Annotated in this window: 22 protein-coding genes and 1 pseudogene; 14 read left to right on the top strand and 9 right to left on the bottom strand. The window is 64.4% G+C overall.

Going from position 1 to position 23,964, the window contains the following annotated elements:
- Positions 1-10: 10 nt before the first annotated feature.
- From OR16_RS15375 to OR16_RS15360, 4 genes are all read left to right on the top strand, one after another.
- Positions 11-1,171: an acyl-CoA dehydrogenase family protein gene (locus OR16_RS15375; RefSeq protein WP_043419868.1), complete on the top strand. Its 1,161-nt coding sequence runs from the start codon at positions 11-13 to the stop codon at positions 1,169-1,171.
- A gap of 20 nt (positions 1,172-1,191) precedes the next feature.
- Positions 1,192-2,352: an acetyl-CoA acetyltransferase gene (locus OR16_RS15370; RefSeq protein ID WP_006158870.1), complete on the top strand. Its 1,161-nt coding sequence runs from the start codon at positions 1,192-1,194 to the stop codon at positions 2,350-2,352.
- A gap of 2 nt (positions 2,353-2,354) precedes the next feature.
- Positions 2,355-2,765 carry a Zn-ribbon domain-containing OB-fold protein gene (locus OR16_RS15365; RefSeq protein WP_043419866.1) on the top strand — a complete coding sequence of 137 codons (411 nt, stop codon included), beginning with the start codon at positions 2,355-2,357 and terminating at the stop codon, positions 2,763-2,765.
- Positions 2,766-2,914: 149 nt separating this feature from the next.
- A complete protein-coding gene (locus OR16_RS15360) occupies positions 2,915-3,916 on the top strand; it encodes a Bug family tripartite tricarboxylate transporter substrate binding protein (RefSeq protein ID WP_050982987.1) in 1,002 nt (333 codons plus the stop codon).
- Between the two features lie 227 nt (positions 3,917-4,143).
- Here the strand turns inward: OR16_RS15360 and OR16_RS15355 are convergent, their stop codons facing one another.
- Positions 4,144-5,715, bottom strand: coding sequence for a long-chain-fatty-acid--CoA ligase (locus OR16_RS15355; protein WP_043419864.1), 1,572 nt, complete (start codon positions 5,713-5,715; stop codon positions 4,144-4,146).
- A gap of 512 nt (positions 5,716-6,227) precedes the next feature.
- On the opposite strand from OR16_RS15355, the gene OR16_RS15350 reads away from it, so the two are divergent.
- The 5 genes from OR16_RS15350 to OR16_RS15330 all read left to right on the top strand — a co-directional run bounded on the left by OR16_RS15350 (position 6,228) and on the right by OR16_RS15330 (position 11,114).
- Positions 6,228-6,707, top strand: coding sequence for an AAA family ATPase (locus OR16_RS15350; protein ID WP_043419861.1), 480 nt, complete (start codon positions 6,228-6,230; stop codon positions 6,705-6,707).
- A 233-nt stretch (positions 6,708-6,940) separates the two neighbouring features.
- Positions 6,941-7,849 carry a hypothetical protein gene (locus OR16_RS15345; protein ID WP_141639875.1) on the top strand — a complete coding sequence of 303 codons (909 nt, stop codon included), beginning with the start codon at positions 6,941-6,943 and terminating at the stop codon, positions 7,847-7,849.
- Positions 7,740-8,804 carry a LuxR C-terminal-related transcriptional regulator gene (locus OR16_RS15340; protein WP_081488786.1) on the top strand — a complete coding sequence of 355 codons (1,065 nt, stop codon included), beginning with the start codon at positions 7,740-7,742 and terminating at the stop codon, positions 8,802-8,804. The genes OR16_RS15345 and OR16_RS15340 overlap by 110 nt, the downstream gene beginning before the upstream one ends.
- A 410-nt stretch (positions 8,805-9,214) precedes the next feature.
- Entirely contained in the window at positions 9,215-10,213 is a 999-nt protein-coding gene (locus OR16_RS15335; protein WP_043419854.1) for a tripartite tricarboxylate transporter substrate binding protein, read from the top strand.
- A 73-nt stretch (positions 10,214-10,286) separates the two neighbouring features.
- Positions 10,287-11,114 carry an AraC family transcriptional regulator gene (locus tag OR16_RS15330; protein ID WP_043419851.1) on the top strand — a complete coding sequence of 276 codons (828 nt, stop codon included), beginning with the start codon at positions 10,287-10,289 and terminating at the stop codon, positions 11,112-11,114.
- Positions 11,115-11,301: 187 nt separating this feature from the next.
- Here the strand turns inward: OR16_RS15330 and OR16_RS15325 are convergent, their stop codons facing one another.
- From OR16_RS15325 to OR16_RS15295, 7 genes are all read right to left on the bottom strand, one after another.
- Positions 11,302-12,330: a Bug family tripartite tricarboxylate transporter substrate binding protein gene (locus tag OR16_RS15325; RefSeq protein WP_237717075.1), complete on the bottom strand. Its 1,029-nt coding sequence runs from the start codon at positions 12,328-12,330 to the stop codon at positions 11,302-11,304.
- Between the two features lie 147 nt (positions 12,331-12,477).
- A complete protein-coding gene (locus OR16_RS15320) occupies positions 12,478-12,894 on the bottom strand; it encodes a MaoC family dehydratase (RefSeq protein WP_006158863.1) in 417 nt (138 codons plus the stop codon).
- Between the two features lie 16 nt (positions 12,895-12,910).
- A complete protein-coding gene (locus OR16_RS15315) occupies positions 12,911-13,351 on the bottom strand; it encodes a MaoC family dehydratase N-terminal domain-containing protein (protein ID WP_006158862.1) in 441 nt (146 codons plus the stop codon).
- Between the two features lie 35 nt (positions 13,352-13,386).
- The gene (locus tag OR16_RS15310; RefSeq protein ID WP_006158861.1) at positions 13,387-14,571 is read right to left on the bottom strand and encodes a lipid-transfer protein; all 1,185 of its coding nucleotides are present in this window, start codon (positions 14,569-14,571) and stop codon (positions 13,387-13,389) included.
- 76 nt (positions 14,572-14,647) lie between these two features.
- Positions 14,648-15,784, bottom strand: a complete 1,137-nt coding sequence (locus OR16_RS15305; protein ID WP_006158860.1) for an acyl-CoA dehydrogenase family protein — start codon at positions 15,782-15,784, stop codon at positions 14,648-14,650.
- Positions 15,785-15,880: 96 nt separating this feature from the next.
- Entirely contained in the window at positions 15,881-16,075 is a 195-nt protein-coding gene (locus tag OR16_RS15300) for a hypothetical protein (RefSeq protein ID WP_006158859.1), read from the bottom strand.
- 61 nt (positions 16,076-16,136) lie between these two features.
- On the bottom strand, positions 16,137-16,967 hold the full coding sequence (locus tag OR16_RS15295) for an SDR family NAD(P)-dependent oxidoreductase (protein WP_006158858.1): 831 nt from the start codon (positions 16,965-16,967) through the stop codon (positions 16,137-16,139).
- Between the two features lie 368 nt (positions 16,968-17,335).
- Here OR16_RS15295 and OR16_RS15290 point away from each other — a divergent pair, with 368 nt between their 5' ends.
- Positions 17,336-18,436, top strand: coding sequence for a CaiB/BaiF CoA transferase family protein (locus OR16_RS15290; protein ID WP_043419848.1), 1,101 nt, complete (start codon positions 17,336-17,338; stop codon positions 18,434-18,436).
- A 66-nt stretch (positions 18,437-18,502) separates the two neighbouring features.
- Here OR16_RS15290 and OR16_RS15285 read toward each other — a convergent pair.
- Positions 18,503-19,679, bottom strand: a pseudogene (locus tag OR16_RS15285) (CaiB/BaiF CoA transferase family protein).
- A gap of 130 nt (positions 19,680-19,809) precedes the next feature.
- Here OR16_RS15285 and OR16_RS15280 point away from each other — a divergent pair.
- The 4 genes from OR16_RS15280 (at position 19,810) to OR16_RS15265 (ending at position 23,964) form a co-directional block, all read left to right on the top strand.
- A complete protein-coding gene (locus tag OR16_RS15280; protein WP_006158854.1) occupies positions 19,810-20,643 on the top strand; it encodes an IclR family transcriptional regulator in 834 nt (277 codons plus the stop codon).
- Positions 20,644-20,704: 61 nt separating this feature from the next.
- Positions 20,705-21,706 carry a tripartite tricarboxylate transporter substrate binding protein gene (locus OR16_RS15275; protein WP_006158853.1) on the top strand — a complete coding sequence of 334 codons (1,002 nt, stop codon included), beginning with the start codon at positions 20,705-20,707 and terminating at the stop codon, positions 21,704-21,706.
- A gap of 24 nt (positions 21,707-21,730) precedes the next feature.
- Entirely contained in the window at positions 21,731-22,912 is a 1,182-nt protein-coding gene (locus tag OR16_RS15270) for an acyl-CoA dehydrogenase family protein (protein WP_006158852.1), read from the top strand.
- On the top strand, positions 22,909-23,964 hold the full coding sequence (locus OR16_RS15265; protein ID WP_006158851.1) for a CaiB/BaiF CoA transferase family protein: 1,056 nt from the start codon (positions 22,909-22,911) through the stop codon (positions 23,962-23,964). Before OR16_RS15270 ends, OR16_RS15265 begins: the two co-directional genes overlap by 4 nt.

Genomic DNA, 23,964 nt, shown 5'->3' with positions numbered 1-23,964 from the left:
GCCCACGCAAATGACAAGACACGAAGCTACCTACTACGCGCAGCGCACGATGTTCACGCCTGACCATGAGCTTTACCGGTCGAGCGTCGCACGCTTCATCGCGGACAAGATCGCGCCTTTCCATGCGAAGTGGGAAGAAGATGGCCTAGTCCCACGCGAAATCTGGCGCGCCGCGGGGGAGGCGGGGCTCCTGCTCCCCGGCATTCCCGAGACCTACGGTGGCGGTGGCGGCGACTTCCTGCACAGCGCCATTGTCGTGGAGGAGATTGCGCGCGCACTGGTGACCGGCGTGACCGGGTTCACCACGCATTCGGAGAATGTCGCACCCTATCTGCTGGAATTCGGCACCGAGGCACAGAAGGCCGAATTCTTGCCGAAGATGGCCAGCGGGGAAGTGGTGGGCTCGCTCGCCATGACGGAACCCGGCGCAGGCAGCGACCTGAAGGCGATCCGCACCAGCGCGGTCAAGGTTGACGGCGGCTACCGCCTCAACGGCCAAAAGACGTTCATTACCAACGGCTATCACGCCGACCGCGTGCTCGTCTTCGCAAAGACCAATCCAGCGGCAGGCGCGCGGGGGATCAGCCTGTTCTGGGTGAATGCCACGGCGCAGGGATTCAGCCGCGGCCGCCTGCTGGACAAGGTTGGCCAGAAGGCCCAGGACACCGCCGAACTGTTCTTTGACGACGTCTTCGTACCGGATGACATGCTGGTTGGCGAGCGCAATGCGGGTTTCGGCTACGCCATGAGCGGCCTCGTGCGCGAGCGCCTGCTGATCGCGATGCGCTGTGCCACCGCGCTGGAAGTCGCGCTCGAATGGACACTGACCCACGTCAAGCAACGCCGCGCTTTCGACAAGTCGCTCATCGAAAATCAGTTCATTCGCTTCAAGCTTGCCGAGATCAAGACGCACTCGTGCGCCACGCGCGCCTTTGTCGACAGTTGCCTTGCGCAGTATCTCGACGGAACGCTGACCGTGGATGGCGCCGCCATGGCCAAGTTTTGGGCCAGCGAGGCGACCCGCGCCATCGACGATCTGATGCAGTTCTTCGGCGGATACGGATACATGCGCGAGTACCCTATCGCGCGCGCCTATACGGACGTGCGCCCCAACCGCATCTACGGCGGCTCCTCTGAAATCATGCGCGAAGTCATTGCGCGTGCCCTCTGAACGATTCACCGGATCTACCCATGACGCAAATCCTGTCTCGCTCCGTCGCCATTGTCGGCGCGGCGGAATCCGACCTGGGCAAGGTGCCAGGCATGACGGCCCTCGAACTGCAGGCACAGGCCGCGCATCGGGCCCTGAAGGACGCCGGCCTTACGCTGCGCGATGTCGACGGCGTGTTCGCGCATACCGATGACCGCTTCTCCAGCCTGCAATTGTCGGAATATCTCGGCGTTCGCCCGAGCTATGTGGACTCTACCAATGTCGGCGGCATGTCCAACATCATGCATATCCGCCACGCCATGGCTGCTATCGCAGCCGGCATGTGCTCCGTGGCGCTGGTCACATACGGCAGCACACAGCTCTCGGACGGTTCGCGTAAGAGCGGTGCCGTGGCAGCCGACAGCCCGGCCTCGCCAAGGGGCCAGTTCATTACACCCTATGGCCAGTTGAGTCCCATCGGCTACTACGCCATGGTCGCGCAGCTTCACATGCATCGCTACGGCACCACGCCGCGCGACCTTGCCGAAGTCGCCGTCGCGGCGCGCAAGTGGGGGCAACTCAACCCGAAGGCGTATCGCCGCGAGCCGACCAGCATCGAGGAGGTGATGACCTCGCCGGTCATGGCCGCACCGCTGCGCCAGCGGGATTGCTGCCTCGTCACCGACGGCGGCGGGGCGCTGGTGATTACCTCAGCCTCGCGCGCACGCGACCTGCCAGGCAAGCCGGTCTATGTGATGGGCATCGCGGAATCCCATTCGCATCACTACACGCCCTTCAATACGCCTGACTGGCTCGACACTGATGTCGCCGAAACAGCGGATGCCGCTTTTCGCATGGCTGGCGTTACGCGAAGCGACATCGATGTGGTGCAGGTTTACGACCACTTCACCATCGGCGTGATTCAGTCGCTGGAGGAACTCGGCTTCTGCAAGCGCGGGGAGGGCGGCAGTTTCGTGGCCGACGGCGCGCTGGCACCAGGAGGGCGCTTCCCGATCAATACGTCGGGGGGCGGGTTGTCGTATGGACACCCCGGCATGTTCGGGATGTTTGTCGTGATTGAAGCCGTGCGCCAGCTACGCGGCGAATGCGGCGAACGGCAACTGCCCAAAGCGGAACTGGCGCTGTGCCACGCGCCCGGCCTGGTCTTCTCCTGCAATACAACCATGATTCTCGGAGTCTAAGCATGAGCGAAGCACAACGTCCCCTGCCACAGCCGACAGACATGACTCAAGGGTACTGGAACGCGGCCAATGAAGAGCGTCTGGTGGTGCAATGCTGCCGGTCCTGTGGGCATCGTCAGTTTTTCCCAAGGCCGTTCTGCCTGCAGTGCGAGTCGGAGCAGGTTGATTGGGAAGAGGTGTCGGGCAATGGATTCATCTATACCTTCACCATCAATCACCGCGCCCCGAATGCCTTCATGAAGGCGCGATTGCCCTATGCCGTGGCGATCGTCGAACTGGACGAGGGTGTGCGGCTGATGGCGAACATCCTGAACGCCGATCCCGCGGAAATTGGCATCGGCAAGCGGGTGAAGGTGGTCTTCGAGAAGGTGTCGGAAGACATGAAGCTGCCGCAGTTCGAGCTGCTCCGATAAATGACTCATGCCGGTAGCTTGAGGGATCGTGCGTCTCTCAAGAAACCGGTCAGCTTACGACCCCTTTGCCAATTTGAACCATGCGTTGCCGCGCAGGTGCGATCGACACATGAAACCAATATCAAACCAACATGCCCCGCATATCGCTCATGTCAAAGTCTAATCCCCATGGCAACCGTATCGGGCTGGCGGCTGTGTTCGCGCTGGCGGCCGCGCTGCTCGTCCCGCAGGCGAGCCGGGCCGACGAAGCCGCGAGTTACCCCCAGAAGCCGATTCGCATGATCGTGCCGTTCCCGGCTGGCGGTGGTTCGGATACCGTGGCACGCCTGATTGGCCATCAACTGACGGCGATATGGGGTCAGCCGGTTGTGGTCGAGAACAAGCCCGGGGCTAGTGGCACGCTTGGCTTTACGGCTGCGGCAAAGGCCGGGCGCGATGGCTACACCTTGCTATTGGGGGCCACGCCCCTTGTTCAACTGCAGTCCGTTTACAAGAGCCTGCCATACGACACGTTCCGGGACTTCAGCCCGGTGGCGCGGGTTGCGCTTTCTGCAGATGTATTTGCCGTACCGGCCACGACAGGTATCAACAGTGCGCGGGCATTCATCGCTGCCGCGCGTGCCAACCCTGGCAAACTCAGCTACGGGTCCTATGGCAACGGGACATCCTCGCATATGCACGGCGAACTGCTGCGGATGCAGGGCGGGGTCGATCTGACCCATGTCGCTTACAAAGGTGGCATGCCTGCGATGCAGGATTTGTTGGGTGGGCAGGTCAGCTCTGCGTTTGTCGATGTGGCCAGCAGCCGCTCCAGCCTGGTATCCCCCAAGATCAAGGTACTGGCCGTGACGGGTGAGCGCAGATTGCAGCTGCTTCCCGATGTGCCTACGTTCACGGAGCTCGGCTTCCGCGACTTCGAGCCAAACGGCTGGTACGGCTTGTTCGTTCCCGCCGGGACCCCAAAGGCGGTCGTTGAGAAGCTCACTTCGGCGGTGATGTCCATTCTGAGCAAGCCAGAGACGTTGGAAATCATCCGTGGGCAAGGCCTGGAGCCCGGAGCGCTCGCCCCGGACGAGTTTGGGAGACTCATGCGGCGCGATGCGCAGATCTGGAGCCGTATTGCATCGAGCGCGCGAATCACTTTGGACTAGGTTGCAGAGCAAGCGTGCGTCGATCCGGGCCGGTGGCCGCAATATCCAAGACAGCTTGCATTTCTATTCTGATGATGCGTACATAGTGGGTTGCAGTGTTGGCATTCGGCCTGAGGGAAACCTCAAGGCGCCGAGGGGAAGTGGGCGTTGCCGATGTGGCATAGGCAACGGCCGGTCTACGCCTGGGCCGCACCGCCTGCGCCGGCAGCGGCGGGCTGCCGGGCAGCTTAAGCTACCCCGCGCCCTTGCTTCTCCCAATAGGGCTTGCGCAGGTCGTTCTTGAGTATTTTTCCCACGCTGGAAAGCGGAAGCGCTTCTCGGAATTCCACGCTGCGAGGGCATTTGTATCCGGCTATGCGTTTGCGGCAGTGCGCCTGGATTTCCTCTGCGGTTGCGATCGCGCCCTGCTTGAGAACAATCACGGCGTGCACCGTCTCTCCCCATTTTTCGCTGGGCACGCCGATCACCGCGCACTGCCCGACAGCCGGCTGGCTGGCAATGGCATTCTCCACTTCGGCAGAGTAGATGTTCTCGCCACCGCTGACGATCATATCCTTGATGCGGTCCACCACATAGATGAGCCCTTCTTCGTCCATGTAGCCACCGTCACCCGTATGCATCCAGCCGCCGCGCACTGCCTGCGCCGTGGCCTCGGGCTGGTTCCAGTAGCCCAGCATGACATTGCCGCCGCGCACGGCGATCTCGCCGACTGTGCCGCGCGGTACCTCCCGATCGAACTCGTCGACGATCTTGACCTCGACGCACAGATGCGGTTTGCCTGCCGCGCGCATCTTGCCGCTCGCGAACGCTTCTTCGGTGTGATACTCCGGACCGAGCACGGTTGCGAGCGGAGCTAGCTCGGTCATGCCGTAACCTTGGGCGAAATCCGTCTCCGGGAAGGTCTGCTGCGCTTGCCGCAGCAAGGTCTGGGAGATGGGTGACGCGCCGTAGCCGATCAGCTTCAGTGAGGACATGTCCAACCGGGCCGCTTCCCCAGGATGCTGCTTGAGCCAGTCCAGCAGCATCTGGAGCATCGTCGGGGCCAGCGTGATCTGCGTAACGCGATCGCGCGAAATGGCTTCCAGCGTGGCCAGCGGGGTGAACGCCGGTATCACCACGTGGGTGCCTCCGCTAATGAATAGCGCGCACACCGCGGCGAAGTTGGCCAGGTGGAACATCGGCATGGCGTGCAGGAAGGCCGCATCCGCGCCGCAGCGGCCAGTCATCAACTGCGCCATTGCTGAGATGCCAAGATTGTTGTGGCTCAGCATGACGCCCTTGGGAAAGCCCGTGGTGCCGCCCGTGTAGAAGATGCCGGCCAGATCGTCGCCGTGTCGCCAGGCATCTTCGATGGGCTCGGCAGCCTCGATGAGTTGCTCGTAGCTGAGCATGCCTGCGGGCGTCTCGCCGTCACCGGCGTAGATAAGATGCCGTACTGTTCCCGCTTCATTGGCAAGCTTAGTTCCGAGTGCCTTGAACGTATCGTCGACAATCAGGATCAGGCTGGCGGAATCATTCAGCGCGTACAGGATCTCCGCGGAACTCCAGCGGATATTGACGGGGTTGAGAACGCCTCCGGCCCACGGCACGGCCATGTCGTATTCGAGATAGCGCGCCGAATTGATCGACAGCATCGCCACGCGCTCGCCGTCCTTTACGCCGAGCCCTCTCAATGCACCTGCGAGTCTTGCGACGCGATCGGAGAGTTGTGCAAAAGTCAGGGCCTTGCCCTGAAAGTGAACTGCAACGTCGTTCGGTCGCTGTTGTGCCGAACGGTGCAGGCCTTGCGTCATATACATGCTTGTCTCCGTTGCCCCGGCGCTTGCTGCGGCATCACGCAGCCGACCGGAGTCTTGACGTTATCGATACGATACGCGGAGGCGCCAGTGGCGGCCTCGCGGATGCAAAAGAGTATGTCGTAGGCGCCACCGGCTGAACCACCCCAAATCGGGGGGTGACCGATCTACGCCGCACCATGCAGGATGCCTTCGCGTGCCGCTCACCGTGGTGCGCCCAATGAGGCGCCAGCATACCGGGCAGCTGCCGCTGCTCCGGCTTTCGCGATGAAGGCTGCCGCCACGCATGATGGAATCCCCCCAAGGCTTCCTTCCACGGTGCACGGACAATCCATATTAATGCGTGGTGGCATGAGATGCCCACTCCTAAAGGAGTGCTTCTGAGGGGGCAGGAGAGCGGAACCAGGGGGCGGCGGCAGCGGACCTGTTCCTCTTCACCTTGCGCACGCAAATAGCGCAGCGGGCATCAGTGCTGTGCCGGCGCGTCAGACGAGAATGCCAGAGACATAACCCGTATGGAACCATCACCGTCCCCCGTTGCCGTCAAGCATGCTACGCCCCGCCTCGGCAGGCGCGCCATCCCGCGCAATCGCCTGATCGCGCGTCTCGTGCAGGAGCAGCACCGAAAGCTGGCGCTTATCACCGGGAGCGCGGGATTCGGCAAGACCATGCTGATGGCGCAGTGGCGCCGGGAACTCGTCAAGTCGGGTGCGGACGTGGTGTGGCTGGCGCTTGCTCTCGACGACAACGCGCTGCCCCGGTTCTGTGCTACCTTGCACGCCGCGTTGCAATGGGCAGGCCTGTTGCCCGATGCGGATCAGGCAATGCCCGGCGCGTCGGAGCGTGCCCCTCATGAAGTGGCGCGGATCCTTGTCAACGCCTTGGCGCGCAGCCAGAGGGAGTTGTACCTGCTGATCGACGATGTGCATCACATCACGGACGCCGCCACCATCGCCCTGATGCAGGCATTGGTCGATGCCACTTTTCCTTCCTGAAGGTCCACCTGGATCCGAAGGTCGATCTCGATACCGCCAAGCGGATTCATGACCTGACCGACGGCTGGGCCATCGGGCTTCAACTGGTATCGATCTCGCTAAAGGCAAGTCCCCGCGCTCGCTCGCGGCCGCGGGCGCTGGGCCCAAAGAGCGTAGATCTCGCGGCTTACTTGTCCGAGGACGTGATTGCGGATTTGCCGCCGGATTTGTTCGCCTTCCTGCTGCGTGTCTCGGTGCTGCGCCGCTTCAGTCCGGAGGTCGCGGCATATGTCACAGAGTTCGCGCGGGCGGCCGAGATGATCGCGGCAATCGATGCGCGCAATCTCTTCCTGCTGCCGGTGGACACGAAGGACCAGTATCACTGGTACCGGTTCCACCCATTGTTCGCGGAGTACCTGAGCAAGCGCCTGGAGCAGGACGGGGTGGACGTGCGCGGTCTGCACTGCCGCGCGGCGCAATGGTTTGCGCAGCATGGTGCGCTGGCGGAGGCCATGCACCATGCGTTATTGGGTGACGCGTTCGAGCCGGTGGTGCAACTGCTGGAGGGCTCCACGCCGCCATTGAGCAGCATCATCCAGCTCGGCGCCTTCCTGCGCTGGGTGGATCGCGTGCCGCCAGAACGGCTCTCGCACCATCCCCGTCTTGCATTGCTGGCCGCCTGGGCTTGTGTCATGACCGGTCGAGCGTCCAAGGTAGGGAAGTGGATCGCTGCGTTTGAATCGGCCAGGACTGCAACGGAGGATTCGCCGCAAATCGGCTTGCTGAAGGCCATGCTCGCCGTGCAGCATGACGACGTGGAAGGTGCGCATATCATCCTGCGCTCGCTCGAGGAGACGCGACTCGGCCATCCCTTGGCGCAGCATTTGCGTGTCGCCCTGACCATCCGCTGCTTGAGCGCCGAGGGACGCCATGCACAAGCCCGTCGCCTCTACAACGGTCCGGCGGCTCGCGCCACCCGCATCGCATCTGCCGAGCTGGCGCTGATTGCCGCCGCCGCCATGGCCGGTGGTTGCCTGCTGGAAGGAAAGCCAGATGAGGCCGAGCGGATCAGCGTGTGCGCTCGAGCAGGCGGAAGCACGCTACGGCCGGCGCTCGGTCAGCGCATGCATGTGCGCGGCTGTGCTGGCCGACACGCTATATGAGCTGGATCGGCTCGATGGTGCGCGCGAGCTGCTGGCAAACCGCCTTGACATGCTGCGCATTTCGTCCCCTGACATCATGCTTCGTGTGGCACTGTGTCACGCCAGGCTGCTGCTGGCGGGCGGCATGCGGGGCCAGGCCGTGGACTATCTTGTCGAGCAAGAGGCGCATCTGCGCAACCTCGGCATCGATCGTTGCGCGGCGCATCTGGTAGCCGAGCAGTTGCGCATTGCGCTCGGAGATGGCGACCTGCGCCATGCTGAATGCCTGCAGGCATCGCTTGACGATTTTGCGCAGTGCTTTGCGGGAACCAGCCCGCGCGATGCCGAGATCGGCATGCTGGCGGCGGGCTCGCGCGCCCGTCTTGCGCTGGCCCGGCACCAGCCGAAGAAGGCGCTGCAAGCGCTGGCGACGGTGCGTGGCACCGCTGCGCAGTACGGCAGGGGTGCGTTCCTGGTGAGCGCCGATCTGCTTGAGGCAAGGGTGCTGGAAGAGCTGGGACGCGAGTCCGAGGCCACCGAATACCTGCGCGCGGCGCTCGCCGCGGGATACCGTCTGGGGCTAGTGCGGACCGTCTTGGATGAAGGGACAAGGACGGTGGCCATGCTGCAGCGCCTGGCCAGCGGCTGCGGCGATGCAATGTGCTCTTACCTTACCCGGCTGACCGGGGCGGGGACCGGCGTTGCACCAGATGGCGCTCAGGCCGCCAGGGATACGCCGACTTCGCCGGTGCCCGCAGCAGCGGCCGAGTGCTCCGTGCTGACCCGGCGCGAGCAGGAGATCGTGGCGTTACTGGAGCAGGCCATGTCAAACAAACGGATTGCGCTCACGCTGAACATCAGCGTCCAGACCGTCAAGTGGAACCTCAGGATGATCTTCAACAAGCTCGATGTTTCGAGCCGCTACGAGGCCTTCGTTGCCGCGCGCAAGCTGGGCCTTGGTGCCGATCATGGCTGAAGGGCCCGGTCGCATCCGATGTGGATGGCTGCGGCGACCCACCCTTCGTGAGTGGGTTGATGCCCACACCGTTGGCCTATGCTCTAGCCGTTCGTACAGGATCTCCGCGCAAGTCGTCTGCTCAAGACAAGAATCCGCATGCGTCCCGTCTGCGGAGCCGGCGGACAGGGTGCCGGCCGGAGGCGGGCTATCGGCTGCATCCGCCCAACGATCTCCATGCTCTCCGGCTGTCGGTGCCGACGGGCTTTTCGCTCCGGCCACCTGGCCGGAGCCTTTCTGTTCGATTTGACGGTGCGGATTCAGCCGAGCCGCACTACCGGCCGGGCGCGCCCGTTCGAAGGCGCGCTCGGCGCACCAGCAAAAATGAAGCGATCTCGTATCGGAGACGCCAATGCCCGGAGGGACATAGGATGCAACAGGCAAGACGCCGCGTATTGCGGCAACTGGCAAAGGGAGCCGCAGCCGCAACGCTGACGGGGCTGACTACCGGCACCGCGCTCGCGCAGCCGTCCGCCTTCCCCAGGCGCGTGGTGCGGCTGGTGTGGCCCTATAGCGCGGGCGGCACCGGCGACCAGTTCGCCAGGGCGCTGGCCGAAGCACTGGCCGGAATCTGGGGTAAGGCCGTGGTGGTCGACAACCGCCCGGGGGCGGGCGGCATGATCGCCGCGGACATGGTCGTCAAGGCCGAGCCGGACGGCCACACCTTGCTGATGGCACTGACCAGCGTGGTGCAGACGCCTTTGCTGTATGGCAAGGCACCATACAACCCGGTGCGCGATCTGGCGGCTATCTCGGAACTGGCAACCATCCATCAGACCTTGGTGGTACACCCGGACCTGCCGGCGACCAGCATGAAAGGGCTCGCCGAGTACGCGCGGAAACTCGGCAAGCCCCTGCCCTATGGCACCGTCGGCTTGGGGTCGAGCAGTCACCTGCAAATGGAAGTGTTCGGGCGCAATGCCAAGGTGGCGCTTACGCATGTCCCCTACAAGGGAGAGGCGCCCTTGATGACCGACCTGCTCGGTGGCCAGGTACAAGTGGGGTTGGTAGCCGCGGTCACGGCCCGCCAGCACGTGCGCACCGGCAAGCTGCGCCCGCTGGCGGTTGGCGGCATGAACCGTTCATCTTTGCTTCCGGATGTTCCCACCTTCCAGGAGGCGGGCTTTTCCGGGATGGCTCGGACCGGCTGGTTCGGGATATTCGCGCCGGCGGCCACGCCGCCGGCCCTTGTCCAGAAGATCTCGGCCGACGTCAACAAGGCGCTGGAGAGTCCGGCCCTGCGAGCGCGCATGCTGGAGGCAGGCATCCTGCTCAAGGGCAGCACACCGGCGGCGTTCTCCGAGGTGGTCCGGCGCGACCAGGTCTACTGGGGCGAACTGATCCGCTCAGCCGACGTCCGGCTCGACTAAGGACGCATGACTTGAAATTGAGAATGAAAAGGCAGTACATGGATTGGCAGATTGTTGGCCTGCAGCTTCGCGCATGCGGCAGCCGCGGGGCGGAGCCGCCGTCGTCATGGTAGTTGCGGAATTTGAGACGGCTGAGGAGCGCGCGCCAGTATCGGCGCGCAACGTCGGCTTCGCATCGTCGGCGGCGTCGATCATGTCCTCGGGATCAGGGTGCGCGCCATATGCCGGGCTTCATCTGCGCAACCTGCGGCTGCCGTTCCCAGTGGACATCGTCTGCCTGAGAGGCGAATTCCACATGGCCAGCGGCCGGCGCGCCGGCCTGTTGCCCGAAGGGGCAACCATTCGTGTTCCCGCCTATCAGCTATTCCATTGCGAAGGTGCCTCGGTCATCGATCTGCGGGGCGGCAAGGAACTGCATCTGGTGGTGCAAGACGAAGCGCATCAGCCGCCGCCACATGCCGAGCACACAGGCCGGATGGCGATGCCGGCTCCCTGGCAAAGCCACATTGCCGGGCCTTCGACTTTGCAACTGGCCAGGGCCGTATTCCAGGATCCGGGCGCCCCGTGGTCGGTCCGCTACGCGGCGGACGCCCTGAATTTGCCGGCGCGCGAATTCTGTCGCCATTTGTTCCGGGAAGGCTCGGCGCTGACCGATATCGTGCGCGAGCAGCGCTTGATGCGCGTGCTGCTGAAGCTCGCCGGCGGGCGCTTCTCGTCCCGGGAGATAGCGCTGGGGCATGGCTTTGCCTCGTTCGAACGCCTGGATGCGGCCTTCAGCGATCGATTCGGTTGCAGCGCCGAACGGGTTGCGCGGCTGGCGTGGCATGCCTCGCTGAGCTGGTCGCGCGCGTCCGCGGCGACCCCCGCCAGGACGACGGTACGAGTAGGCGCGGGGCTGTAGTGGCGGCAGTTCCCTGGGGCAGGAAGCGACGCGAAGGGGGCGGGGACGGAGGATAGCGCGATTGTCGCTGGTTCCGGCGACCGGGAAGCCGGTGAGGCGAAAGAGTCTGGCGCCCGAGCGGCGCGCCAGTGGACAAGAAGGAGGACGGGCCTGCCATGCCTTGCAGGCCCCGCTCCGCGCCAGGGCGTCAGTCCAGCTTTGCCCCGGTCAACTTGATCAGGCGTTCCTGGACCGGGTACAGCGCGTCATAGTTTTCACGCGCCCGCCTGGCGTCGGTGCCAAGCGGCTCCAGACCGTAGGTTTGCAAGCGTGCACGTACCGGCGGCGTATCGACCGCGGCGCGCGCTTCTTGCTCCAGCCTGGCCAGTATCGGCGCCGGCGTGGCGATGGGCGCCATCATTACGACTGACCCGTTTGGCTTGAATTCCAGGCCGTTGAGCCCGGCTTCAGCAAAGGTGGGCACATTCGGCAAGCCCTTCATGCGCTGTTCGCCCGAGACGGCGAGTGCCCGCAGCTTGCCCGCCGCGACGAACGGCCGCGTGCCCCCGATCGAGCCAAAGGCGAAGGTCAGCTGGCCACCGATGATGTCCTGGAGTTCCGGCGCTTCGCCCTTGTAGGGCACATGGGTCAGGTTCAGGTTACGGCTCTGCCCAAGAAAGCTGCCAGCCAGGTGGGCATAAGAACCGATGCCCCAAGAGCCATAAGTCCCCTTGTTCTGCGCGCAATACTCCAGCAGTTCCTTTACATTCTTCACCGGCAGGCTTTGATTGACCACCAGCACCACATTTCCGGTGAAGAGTTCCGAGATGAACGCCAGATCCTTGCGGGTGTCGTAGGGGAGTTTGCTGAACAGGAGCTGATTGTTCAGGATTGACTGGGTCAGCGTGACCAGGACGGTGTACCCGTCCGCAGGTGCCTTGGCCGCGTAGTTGGTACCGATCGCGCCGGCCGCGCCCGGCCGGTTTTCAACAATGACCGGCTGGCCAAGCTTCTTTCCCATCTCCTCGGCCATCGCGCGCGTGAGGCTGTCGGAGGCGCCTCCGGCCGGATAGGGCAGCACAAAGGTGATGGGCCTGGATGGATAGGGCAGGCCGGATGCGTTGACGCTCGCGGGGCCGGCGGCGATTGCGAGCGCAAGCGTGGTAGTCAAGGACTTCAGCATGGCAATGTCTCCTCGGCGGAGCCGTTTGGCTCTCGGTGTTGATTGCCGGGCCAATAGCGCGGCAGTGTGCCTTTACTGCTGCGCTGCATTGCTGTTACTACCCGGCTCCACCGCTATGCCGAAGTGGCGGCGGGGTGCGGTTCTCTTGCTGCGGGCCGCTCCTTGCCGTCGTGCGATCACGCGGCGCGAGCGGCCCTGGACTCACAGCGCCACGACGGCGTCGCCGAGAATCTTCACTTCGCCATACTGGTTGGCCGTCTGGATCTGCAACTTGACGCGGCGCTCGCCGCCGGCCTCGAACTTCTCGACAATCTTGCCGGAGCAGGTGATCCGGTGGCCGAGGTGGGTGATGCCGGCAAAGCGCGCATTGAACTCGCGCACCTGGGCCTGGCTGACCCACTGCGTCAACAGGCGTCCGAGATAGGCCATCGACAGCATGCCGTGCGCGAACACATCCGGCATGCGGCCCTTGCGGGCGAAGTCGATGTCGATATGCATCGGGTTATGGTCGTTGGAGGCGCCGGCAAACAGCGCCAGCGTGGTGCGGTCGATCGGCGGCAGTGCCAGGGGCGGCAGCACGTCGCCGACCTTGAGGGTGTCGAAGCTGGGCATGGTCATGGTTCAGTTCTCCCGATTATGCGTTGCGGTGTACCAGCACGTTGCGCACGTCGGCGATGTGTTCGCCGCGCTGGTTGGTGACGCGGCTCTCGCGCACCAGGAACGACAACGCACCGCCTTTCTTCTCATAGGCGTCGGTTATCTTGCTCTCGAAGGTGAGCGTGTCGCCGGCGTAGGCCATGCGGTGATAGGTGAACTGTTGCTCACCGTGCAGCACGCGTGCCAGTTCGATGCCGGCTTCCTCGCGCCAGTTGCTGGGCGGTCGCATCAGTTCCAGTGAAAACAGGAATGTGGGCGGCAGCGGCAGCGCGGGATGGCCGGCGTCATGCGCGGCGGCTTCGTCGAAGTAGATGGGGTTGGTTTCGCCGATGGCTTTCGCAAAGAAACGCAGCTGGCCGGCCTCCGCGGCGACGTGCAGCGGCGCGAAAGTCATGCCGATGATTTTCTTGTCAATCATGTCGATGTATCCGGTTCAATGAGGGCGTACGGAAATCAGTTCTTCTGGTAGACGGTCACCACGCAGGCGCCGCCCAGGCCGAGGTTGTGTTGCAGGGCCACGCGCGCGTTAGCGACCTGCCGGTCCCCGGCGGTGCCGCGCAACTGATGGACCAGCTCGAAGCACTGCGCCAGGCCGGTGGCACCAAGTGGATGCCCCTTGGAGAGCAGGCCACCCGAGGGGTTGGTGACGTAGCGACCGCCATAGGTGTTGTCCCCGTCGTTGACCATCTTCTCGCCTTCGCCCTCGCCGCACAGGCCGAGCGACTCGTAGGTCAGGAGTTCGTTCTGGGCGAAGCAGTCGTGCAGTTCGACCACATCTACATCCTGCGGGCCGATGCCGGCTTGTTCGTAGGCGATGCCGGCGGCCTTCCTGGCCATATCGAAGCCGACCAGGCGGATCATGTCATTGGCGTCGAAGGTGCTGGCCGGGTCGGTTGTCATGGCCTGACCCGCAACTCGCACGTCGGTGCGCAGGCCCTTGGCGCGCGCGAACTTCTCCGAGACGATCAGCGCGGCAGCGGCGCCGCAGGTCGGTGGGCATGCCATCAGGCGGGTCAGCACGCCGGGCCACATCACCTTGTCGGCCATCACGTCCTCGGTCGTGACGACGTTGCGGAACACCGCAAGCGGATTGCGCGCAGCGTGCTGGCTGGCCTTGGCGCGGATTCTGGCGAAGGTTTCCAGCTTGGTGCCGTACTTGCGCATATGGGCCTGGCCGGCGCCGCCGAACAGGCGCAGTGCGTTCGGCACTTCGATCTGGCCGAGCAGTGCATCGGCCTGCGTCTGGAAATGCTCCATCGCGCCGGGGCGGTCTGTCCAGGGCGACTTCAGCGCGCCCGGGTTCATCTGTTCGAAACCTACGGCCAGCGCGCAGTCCACCGCGCCGCTTTCCACCAGTTGGCGCGCAAGGAACAGCGCCGAGGAACCGGTCGAGCAGTTGTTATTGACGTTGACCACCGGGATGCCGGTCATGCCAACCCGGTACAACGCCTTCTGGCCACAGGTGGAATCGCCATATACATAGCCGGCGAAGGCCTGCTGCACTTCCTTATAGTCGATGCCGGCGTCTGCCAGGGCCATGTTGACCGCATCTCCGGCCATGACGTCATAGGGGGCACTGGCACCCGGTTTGGTGAAGGGCACCATGCCCACGCCGGCAACGTACACTTTATTGGTCACAGTCTCTCTCCTTGGATGTATCGATGATGGCGGGCGGGGCGCGGGCCCCGCTTCGCCGGATTGGCCGGATGCCGGCTCAGAGCTTGCGCGTGATGATGTCTCGCATGACTTCGTTGCTGCCGCCGTAGACGCGCGCTATACGCGTGTCGACGAAGGCGCGTGCGATCGGGTACTCGAGCATGTAGCCATAACCGCCATGCAGTTGCACCATGTCGTCGATGCACTTCCACATGGTCTCGGTAGAGTACAACTTGGCGATGGCGGCTTCCTCTCCGGTCAGCCGGCGGCGCATGTGCTCGCCGAGGTAGTAGTCGACCATGGTGCGCAGCGCCACCGACTGGGCCTTGATGTCGGCCAGCTTGAACTTGGTGTTCTGGAAGTCCCACACGGTCTGGCCGAAGGCCTTGCGGTCCTTGACATACTCGATGGTCTGCTCCAGCAGACGCTCGACCTTGGAGGCTGCGCTCACGGCGATGATGAAGCGCTCCTGGGCCAGGTCGTGCATCAGGTAGCCGAAGCCCTTGTTGGCCTCGCCCAGCAGGTTGCTTGCCGGTACGCGCACGTTGTCGAAGAAGAGCTCGGCGGTGTCCTGCGAGTGCATGCCCACCTTTTGCAGCTTACGGCCACGGCGGAAGCCCTCGCGGTTGGTCTCGACCATGATCAGGCTGACCCCCTTGGCGCCGGCGGTGGGGTCAGTCTTGCAGATCACCATCACCATGTCCGAGCAGAAGCCGTTGCTGATGAAGGTCTTGCTACCATTGATGACCCACTCGTCGCCGTCGCGCACGGCGGTGGTGCGGCAGGCCTTGACGTCCGAGCCGCCACCCGGCTCGGTGATGGCCACGGCGAGGATAGTCTCGCCGCTGCAGACCTTCGGCAGCCAGCGCTGCTTCTGCTCCTCGGTGCCGAGGCGAGCGATGTACGGGGCAACGATGTCCGAGTGCAGGCCGAACGATATGCTGACACCGGTGTAGGCCATTTCCTCGGCGATGACGGCCGCGTGGCCAAAGTCGCCGCCGCCGCCGCCGTATTCGGTCGGCAGCGCGGTGCAGAGCAGGCCTTCGCGCCCGGCCTTCAGCCAGGTCTCGCGGTCGACGATGCCCTCCGCGAGCCACCGCTCCTGGCGTGGTGCGCACTCACGCTCCAGGAAGCGGCGCACGGTAGTGCGGAACTGCTCGTGATCCTCACGATAAACACTGCGGTGGACTTCCATATTTGATTCCTGGAAAAAGACGTGTAGGTGTTGGGGGTCGCAGAGAGCCCGGATGGGCCTATACTGGTCGAAACCCTATTTCAATCCTTGAGCGGACTAGTTGTATCCCCGCACGGCAATGCCGTCGTACAACTCCTGCTCGGCAGGGTTGGCATGGCTTTCCTGGGCGAACTTTGCTGCTACGCTGCCGCTGGTCGGTGCGTGCGGCTTGCTACGCGAAGGTTTGCCGGCCGATATTGGATCGGGCGGCTCAAACAGACGCTTTCCGTCGGCATTCGACTTCTCATTCATCTCGTTCTCTCCTCATGCCCTGGCCGTACCCCGCGCGCGCACGGTACGGCACAGGTGCGCGTCAGACCGCGCCGTTGCCGCCACCGCAGATCAGTACCTGGCCGGAGACATAGTTGGACTCGGGGGTGCAGAACAGGTAAACGGCACCGGCCGCTTCCTCGACCGTGCCAGCACGGCCCAGCGGGATCCGCGTGGCGGCGCCGTCGAGCATGGCCTTCTGCACGCCGACCTTGATCTCGCGGCCCTCGATGTTCACCGTCTTGCTCTCGCTGCCGGCCAGCGCTTCGGTCAGGCGCGTTTCGATCAGGCCGAAGGCCACGGCATTGACGTTGACCTTCAGGCGGCCCCACTCCTTGGCGATGGTCTTGGTCATGCCCAGGATGCCGGCCTTGGCCGACGAATAGTTGATCTGCCCGGGGTTGCCGCCGGCAGCGCCCGAGGAGATATTGACGATCTTGCGAAACACTTCCTTGCCCTCGGCTGCCTCGGCCTTGGCGGCCGCACTGATCACCGGGTAAGCGGCGCGCAGGATGCGGAACGGCGCGGTCAGGTGGCAGTCCATGATGGCGTACCACTGCTCGTCGCTCATCTTCTGCACCACGTTGTCCCAGGTGTAGCCGGCATTGTTGACGATGATGTCGATGCCCTTGTAGTTCTCCACCGCGGTCTTGACGAAGCGCTCGGCGAAGTCGGATGCCGTGACGCTGCCGACGCAGGCCACCGCCTCGCCGCCGAGCTTGCGGATCTCTTCAACCACCGCGTGCGCCGGTTCGGCGTCCAGGTCATTGACCACCACGCGCGCGCCGTCGGCGGCGAGCTTCAGCGCTACGCCGCGGCCGATGCCGCGTCCCGAACCTGTTACCAGGGCAACCTTGCCATTGAGCTTCTTCATTGTTTCAGTTTCCGGTTTTTGCTTGATTGATAGGGCGTCGCGATGGGCCGGCGGTGTCTCTTTGGTCCTCCAGAGCCATCCGGCCGCCTTGTACGCTGTTGCCATGCCGGTGTGCAGCGCGGACAGATCTCAGCGTAGCGGCCTGACCGGCTTCGCAACCCTCTCGAATTGGGGGGGGCGGGTGAATCCCGCAGCGCAGGCCTGCAAGCGCAATCTCCGGGGTGCGCTTGGCGAGGCTTGGTGTTTCCGTCCCCGATGACCCTCCTCAATGCGGGTGGGGTCAGGAGCGCCGTGCCGTAGTAGCCTGTGTGTCGTGCTGGTGTCGTGACGGACTACCCGCCTGAATGAATCAACCAAGAGGAGACGCGATGTTGTCAGGTATCAGGATTGTGGAGATTTGCGGAATTGGTCCCGGGCCGTTTTGCGCCATGCATCTGGCCGACCTGGGGGCCGACGTGATCGCGGTAGAGCGCGAGGAAGCCGCCGGCTGGGCCGGTCCGAGCCTGCTCAATCGTGGCAAGCGCTCGGTGGTGGCGAACCTCAAGACGCCGGAAGGCCGTGAAACGGTGCTGCGCTTGATCGAGGGGGCCGACGCCTTGATCGAAGGCATGCGCCCCGGCGTGATGGAGCGCCTCGGCCTGGGGCCGGACGTTTGCCTGGCGCGCAACCCGAAGCTCGTCTACGGGCGCATGACGGGTTGGGGCCAGGACGGGCCGATGGCCCAGGCTGCCGGCCATGACAACAACTACATTTCGCTGTCGGGTGCGCTCTATTACAATGGCACGCCGAAAGAGCCGCCGTCGTCCGCCATCACCGTGATTGGCGACGTGGGTGGCGGCGCGCTCTACCTTGCCGTCGGTTTGCTATCTGGCATCCTGAAGGCCCGCGAGACGGGCAAGGGTAGCGTAGTGGACGCCGCGATCGTCGATGGATCGGCGCATATGCTGCAACTGCTGCTCGCTACCCGCACCAAGGGGCTGGTGACCGGCGCGCGCGGGGAGAACGTTCACGACAGCTCGCACTTCTACGGCACCTACCGCTGCGCGGACGGTGGCTTTGTCACGCTGGGCTCGCTGGAGCCGCAGTTCTATGCGTTGTTGCTGGAAAGGCTTGGGCTCAAGGACGATGCGCGCTTTACCCAGCAATGGGACCGTAAGCGCTGGCCGGAACTGCACCGGCACTTCACCGAGGTGTTCGGCAGCAAGACGCGCGACGAATGGTGCGCGCAGATGGAGAACACCGATGTTTGTTTCGGTCCGGTCCTTAGCCCGCAGGAGGCGGCGCAACATCCGCACAATGTGGCGCGTGGCATTTACTTCGAGCGTGAAGGCTTGCTGCAGTCATCGCCGGCGCCGCGTTTCGATGGCCAGGTACGTACGCCGGGGCCGATCCCGCGACGGGGGGAGCAGAGTGAGGAGATCCAGGCGGCATTGAACAGCGCCGAGCCGGGGAAGGTGTGGCGCGCGTAGGGCGTTGCCGGAAAACCGTTGAGGTTGGCGCTCTCCGGCTTTCAGGAGAGCGCCCGGAATGGCGTATCAGATGATCCTGGCCGCCTTCAGCGCTTCCAGTTGCGCCCCCGTGATGCCCAGCTCGCCGTAGATCGCCTCGTTGTCCTCACCGGTAGCGGGGCCGCTGCGAGGCGGCCGAGGCGCGTACCCGGAGAATCGTGGCACCACGCAAGGCGCGGGTATCGTGCCAAGGTCGCGGTCCTCCAGGCGGACAATCGCCTCACGGGCACGCAGGTGGGGATCGTTGACCACATCGGCGATGCTGAAGACCTTGCTGAACGGTACTTCCCGGGCTCGCAGCGCCGTAGCTACGTCTTCATAGGATTGCGCGGCAAACCACGCGCCGATCATTCCGTCCAGCGGCTCGATATTCCGGATCCGGTCGGGATTGCGCCTGTACGCGTCCGCTTCCGCCAGTTCCGGATGCCCCATCGCTTCGACGAGACGCAGGAACGTGGCATCCGACGAGGCCACCAGCGACACCCACACGTTGTCGGCGGTGCGGTACATATTCGACGGCGCAGTATAGGTGGCACGGTTGCCGGCGCGCTCGCGCACTTGTCCCAGTTGCTCGTATTCCACTGCAAGCGGCTCCAGGACACGCAGCAGCGCCTCGGTGGCCGAGAGATCGATCTCCCGGCCCGGCGTGTCCGGGGCCCTGCGCTTGTCGGCGATCGCGGTCGCAATGGAGAACGCGCCGAATAGTCCGGCCACCATGTCGCCGACCGGGTAGTTCATGTGCATTGGGCTGCCGCGCCGTTCGCCGCACAGGTTGCCCGAAACCGGTCAGGCGCATCACCGTCAGGCGCGGGTTGGCTGCGTGCAAGGTGGCGATATCCAGTCCCCATCGGTCCAGCGTCCCCGTACGGAAGTTCTCGACCAGCACGTCGAATTGCGGCAGCAGGCGCAGGAAGAGATCTCGGCCTTGCGGGGTTCTGACGTCGAGGGAGATGCCTTTTTTCCCGCGGTTGGTCACTTTCCAGTAGAGAGAAAGGTCGCCTTTGACCGGGGCCAGCCCGCGCAGGGGGTCACTGCCGTCCGGCAGTTCCAGCTTGACCACTTCCGCGCCCATGTCGCCGCACAGGGTGGCGGCGAAAGGACCCGCCACGACGGTGGCCATGTCAAGGATGCGCACGCCGCTTAGCGGGCCTGCCTGCGAGGCCTGCGGGATCTGCCGGGCGGCGGCGGAGTCAGTGTGTTTCATGTCGGGTTACCGGGTCTCTTGAAGTCGGGCAGGACCAGCGTGGACCAAGCGGATTAGGCATGCAAGGACGGTTCCGCACAGCGAAACCGTTTTGATCCATCATTGACTTGGCTACCCCACGGATACCACGATGGAACCCATCAAGAGCACACCTGCCATGGAACAGACCCTGATTTCCGGCCTCGCTTGCACAGAGGAACTCTCCAGCGACCGACAGTTCGCGACCAACCTGGCGCGCGGCGTGGAGGTCCTGCGGGCATTCACGCCAGTTCGGCCGATCCTGGGCAACCAGGACCTTGTGGTCAGCACCGGACTGCCGAAGGCCACGGTCTCGCGGTTGACCTACACGCTGTGTTTGCTGGGCTTTCTGAGCCGGGTCCCTGGCACGCAGAAGTACCGCCTGGGCGCGGGGGTACTGGCGCTGGCGTATCCGATGCTCGCCGGGCTGGCCATCCGGCAGGTCGCCAGGCCGTATATGGAGGCCATCGCCCGCGAAACCGGCTGCACCGTGAATCTCGGCATGCGGGACCGGCTTGCCGTGGTGTATGTGGACAGTTGCCGGCTGGACCCCACCAACGTGTATCAGCCGGATATCGGCAGTACACGCCCGGTACTGTCCAGCTCAATCGGGCGCGCGCTGCTATTGGGCAGCAGTGCGGAGGAACGTACCGCGGTCCTGAACCGCCTGCGCGTGGACGATCCCGAACGGTTCAAGCTGGAGAAGCCGATGTGGACGCGGGACCAGCAGCATTTCAACGCGCGCGGCTTTTGCGTCAGCCGCGGCGAGTGGCGGCCGGAGATCCATGCAATTGCCGCGCCGGTCCGGCAGAACGCGCAGCAGGAGCCGTTTGCACTGAACTGCACGGTAGCGGCGTTGCGGGACAAAGACGGATTCCTGGAGCGAGATGTCGCCCCGAAATTGCTGGAGGCCGTGCGGCAGATCGAGCTTGGCTTGATGCGGTAGGGCGCCACCACCCGATAGACGGCACGCAGAGGCCGCAGAAACCTTCCTGACGGAGACGACAATGAATGGAACGAACAATCCTGCCCGCCTGAAACGCGGCCTGCTCGCCTGCGCAATGCTGGCAAGCATCATGCCGATGGCCGCCACGGCGGCGGACGCGGCGCGCTATCCGGCTCGTCCGATCCGGATCATCGTGCCGTTCTCGGCCGGCGGCGTGGTCGATTCGGTAGCGCGGATCGTCGCGCAGAAAATGGCGGACTCCCTGGGCCAGGCCGTCATCGTCGAGAACAAGGCAGGCGCGGGCGGCGCGATCGGCACGGACACCGCGGCCAAGGCGGCGCCGGACGGCTACACCTTGCTCGCCGTCAGTCCAAGCCACGCGGTGGGGCCGTTGCTGAACGCCAGCATCACGTGGAACGCGGAACGCGACTTTCGGGCGATCGGCGGGTTCGGCATGATTCCCAACGTCATCGCCGTGCCGGCATCGTCCCGGCTGATGACGCTGAAGAGCCTGCTCGACGAGGCCCGGGCGCACCCCGATGCCCTGACATACGCCAGCGCTGGCATCGGCACCTCCAATCACCTGGCAGCCGCGCTGCTGGCGCAAAGCGCCGGGGTTCAAATTACCCATGTCCCCTATAAGGGGCAGCCCGAAGCGTTGAACGACTTGCTGGGCGGACGCGTCTCGATGATGGCCATTACGGTCGCGATCGCCCAGTCCCACGTCAAGGCCGGCAAGCTGCGAGCGCTCGCCGTGACTTCGTCCAGGCGCTATCCCGGGCTGCCTGATGTGCCCACGGTGGCGGAGGCGGCGGGCTTGCCCGGCTACGAGGCCGGCGCATGGTTTGGCCTCGTAGCACCGCGCAAGACGCCGGATGCCGTCGTACGGAAGCTGGCCGATGCCGTGGCACAGGCCGTCGCCTCGCCCGATGCCGCTGGCCACCTTGCGGAGCTTGGCATGGACGTGTCTGCGCAGACGGCATCCGCGTTCGACCAGTACGTTGGCGGCGAGTCGCGCAAATGGGCCAAGGTGCTCAAGGCATCCGGCATCACCGCGCAATAACCTTTCACCAGAGGTCCACACCCCATGATCACAGACCCCTCCGGCCTGCACGCCTTGTTGGCGAACATTCGCCGTTTTGTGCTTGAAACCTGTATTCCACTGGAAGCCGGGATCGACCAGAGCGACACGATTCCCGAGGCCGTGGTGCAGGAAATGCGCGCGCTGGGCCTGTTCGGCCACAGCATTCCGCAAGCCTATGGCGGCGCCGGTCTCACCGCCGAGGAACTGACGCTCGTCAATATCGAAGTGTCCCAGGCAGCGACCGTGTTCCGTGCGCGCTTTGGCGGCAATACCGGCATTGCATCCGAGTCCCTGGTAACCGATGGCACCGAGGCCCAGAAAGCACGGTACTTGCCCCGGCTGGCATCGGGTGAGATGACGGGCTGCTTTGCCCTGACCGAGACGGAATCCGGTTCCGACGCGACCTCCTTGCGTACGGAAGCCGTCCGGGACGGGGACCACTACGTCCTCAACGGATCGAAGTGCTTCATCACCAATGCGCCCCTGGCCGACCTGTTCACGGTGTTCGCCAGGACGGATCCCGACAAGCCGGGCGCGCACGGCATCAGCGCCTTCCTGATCGAGCGCGATACACCGGGGCTGAGTACCGGGCCCGCCGAGCGCAAGATGGGCCAGCACGGCTCGCCGGTGGGCGACGTCTACCTCAAGGACTGCCGTGTTCCTGCCTCGGCCATCGTGGGCGAGATGCCTGGCCAGGGCTTCAAGACAGCGATGAAGGCGCTCAACAAGCAGCGCATCAACCTGGCTGGCCTGTGCATTGGCCCGGCGATTCGGCTTGTCGACGAGATGGTCCGTTATGCCGGCACTCGCGAGCAGTTCGGCCATCCCATCGCCGATTATCAGTTGGTGCAGCAGATGATTGCCGACAGCAATACCGAAGTGCATGCGGCGCGTGCCCTGGTGCTGGAGACAGCGCGCAAGCGCGACAACGGCGGTGACGTGACCATGGAAGCGTCGATGTGCAAGATGTTCGCCTCCGAAATGGCGGGACGCGTGGCCGATAGGGCTGTGCAGGTCTTCGGCGGCAGCGGCTACATGGCGCGCACCGTGGCCGAGCGCTTTTTTCGGGATGTGCGCGTGTTCCGCCTGTACGAGGGCACCACGCAGATCCACCAGCTCAATATCGCCCGGCGCACCATGGCTGCGCGCGCCGGTGCGCTCGATATCGCGGAGTCCGGGCAATGAGCGCAGCCAACCGGCCGCTCGCCGGCATGCGCGTGGTGGAGTTCGCGACCGTCGGGGCGGTGCCGTTTGCCGCGCTGCTGCTGGTGCAGCATGGCGCCGAGGTGCTTCGGATCGCGCCGCCAACCCCGCGCGACCTCGGGGTTCCGGTCGCGGCGGCAGGCGACATTGCGACCTGGGATCGCGATTCCGTTCAGTTGGATCTGAAGACGGAAGCGGGAAGGGGCGAAGCACTGGATCTCGTGGCATCGGCCGACGTCCTCATCGAGGGTTTCCGTCCGGGGGTGATGGAACGCCTGGGCCTTGGGCCGCAGGCGTGCCACCGGCGCAATCACCGCTTGATCTATGGTCGCCTCACCGGTTGGGGACAAACCGGGCCATGGGCGAATGTGGCCGGACATGACATCAACTACATCGCCATGACTGGCGCGCTGGCAGCCATTGGCGAAGCCGGCGGACGCCCTGTTCCGCCACTCAACGTACTGGGCGATCTGGCCGGGGGCGCGCTCTACCTTGTGGTCGGGATACTCGCGGCGGGTTGGGACGAGTCGCGCAAACAGCAGGGTTGCGTCATCGATGCCGCGATGGTCGATGGCAGCTTGCATACGCTGAGCGCTGTCTTCGGCCGGCTGGCACAGGGTGCATGGCATTCCGAACGCGGTGGCAATGTCATTGATGGAGGTGTGCCCTGGTATCGGACGTACGAGACCGCCGACGGCAAGTTCATGGCCGTGGGCGCCATCGAACAACGCTTCTACGATGCATTCGTTGCCGGGCTGGGCTTCGCGGAGGTGGAGCTGCCGCCGCGAAGCGAGCGCCGCAACTGGGCCGAGCTGGAGCGCCGCTTCTCCGCGCGGTTCAAGATGGCTTCGCGCGAGCATTGGGAGCGCATTTTCGACGGCACCGATACTTGCGTGACACCGGTCCTCGATCTGACTGAAGCCTTATCTCACCGCATTCATCAGGCGCGTCGTGATGGCCAGCTTGCGGATGCGGCCGAGGCGCGCCCTCATGTTGCGCCACGGTTCAACTGGTGCTCCTTGCCGGTCCGGTAG

The sequence above is a fragment of the Cupriavidus basilensis OR16 genome (genome assembly GCF_000243095.1).
GTDB classification, from domain to species: Bacteria; Pseudomonadota; Gammaproteobacteria; order Burkholderiales; family Burkholderiaceae; genus Cupriavidus; species Cupriavidus basilensis_D.
The sequence above is the reverse complement of the archived record's forward strand: the minus strand, read 5'-3'. Positions and strand labels throughout refer to the sequence as shown.

Coding starts and splice junctions, on each gene's coding strand:
- OR16_RS15375 (WP_043419868.1), top strand. CDS start 11: ATGACAAGACACGAAGCTACCTACTACGCGCAGCGCACGATGTTCACG.
- OR16_RS15370 (WP_006158870.1), top strand. CDS start 1,192: ATGACGCAAATCCTGTCTCGCTCCGTCGCCATTGTCGGCGCGGCGGAA.
- OR16_RS15365 (WP_043419866.1), top strand. CDS start 2,355: ATGAGCGAAGCACAACGTCCCCTGCCACAGCCGACAGACATGACTCAA.
- OR16_RS15360 (WP_050982987.1), top strand. CDS start 2,915: ATGTCAAAGTCTAATCCCCATGGCAACCGTATCGGGCTGGCGGCTGTG.
- OR16_RS15355 (WP_043419864.1), bottom strand. CDS start 5,715: ATGTATATGACGCAAGGCCTGCACCGTTCGGCACAACAGCGACCGAAC.
- OR16_RS15350 (WP_043419861.1), top strand. CDS start 6,228: ATGGAACCATCACCGTCCCCCGTTGCCGTCAAGCATGCTACGCCCCGC.
- OR16_RS15340 (WP_081488786.1), top strand. CDS start 7,740: ATGAGGCCGAGCGGATCAGCGTGTGCGCTCGAGCAGGCGGAAGCACGC.
- OR16_RS15335 (WP_043419854.1), top strand. CDS start 9,215: ATGCAACAGGCAAGACGCCGCGTATTGCGGCAACTGGCAAAGGGAGCC.
- OR16_RS15330 (WP_043419851.1), top strand. CDS start 10,287: ATGCGGCAGCCGCGGGGCGGAGCCGCCGTCGTCATGGTAGTTGCGGAA.
- OR16_RS15320 (WP_006158863.1), bottom strand. CDS start 12,894: ATGACCATGCCCAGCTTCGACACCCTCAAGGTCGGCGACGTGCTGCCG.
- OR16_RS15315 (WP_006158862.1), bottom strand. CDS start 13,351: ATGATTGACAAGAAAATCATCGGCATGACTTTCGCGCCGCTGCACGTC.
- OR16_RS15305 (WP_006158860.1), bottom strand. CDS start 15,784: ATGGAAGTCCACCGCAGTGTTTATCGTGAGGATCACGAGCAGTTCCGC.
- OR16_RS15300 (WP_006158859.1), bottom strand. CDS start 16,075: ATGAATGAGAAGTCGAATGCCGACGGAAAGCGTCTGTTTGAGCCGCCC.
- OR16_RS15295 (WP_006158858.1), bottom strand. CDS start 16,967: ATGAAGAAGCTCAATGGCAAGGTTGCCCTGGTAACAGGTTCGGGACGC.
- OR16_RS15290 (WP_043419848.1), top strand. CDS start 17,336: ATGTTGTCAGGTATCAGGATTGTGGAGATTTGCGGAATTGGTCCCGGG.
- OR16_RS15280 (WP_006158854.1), top strand. CDS start 19,810: ATGGAACCCATCAAGAGCACACCTGCCATGGAACAGACCCTGATTTCC.
- OR16_RS15275 (WP_006158853.1), top strand. CDS start 20,705: ATGAATGGAACGAACAATCCTGCCCGCCTGAAACGCGGCCTGCTCGCC.
- OR16_RS15270 (WP_006158852.1), top strand. CDS start 21,731: ATGATCACAGACCCCTCCGGCCTGCACGCCTTGTTGGCGAACATTCGC.
- OR16_RS15265 (WP_006158851.1), top strand. CDS start 22,909: ATGAGCGCAGCCAACCGGCCGCTCGCCGGCATGCGCGTGGTGGAGTTC.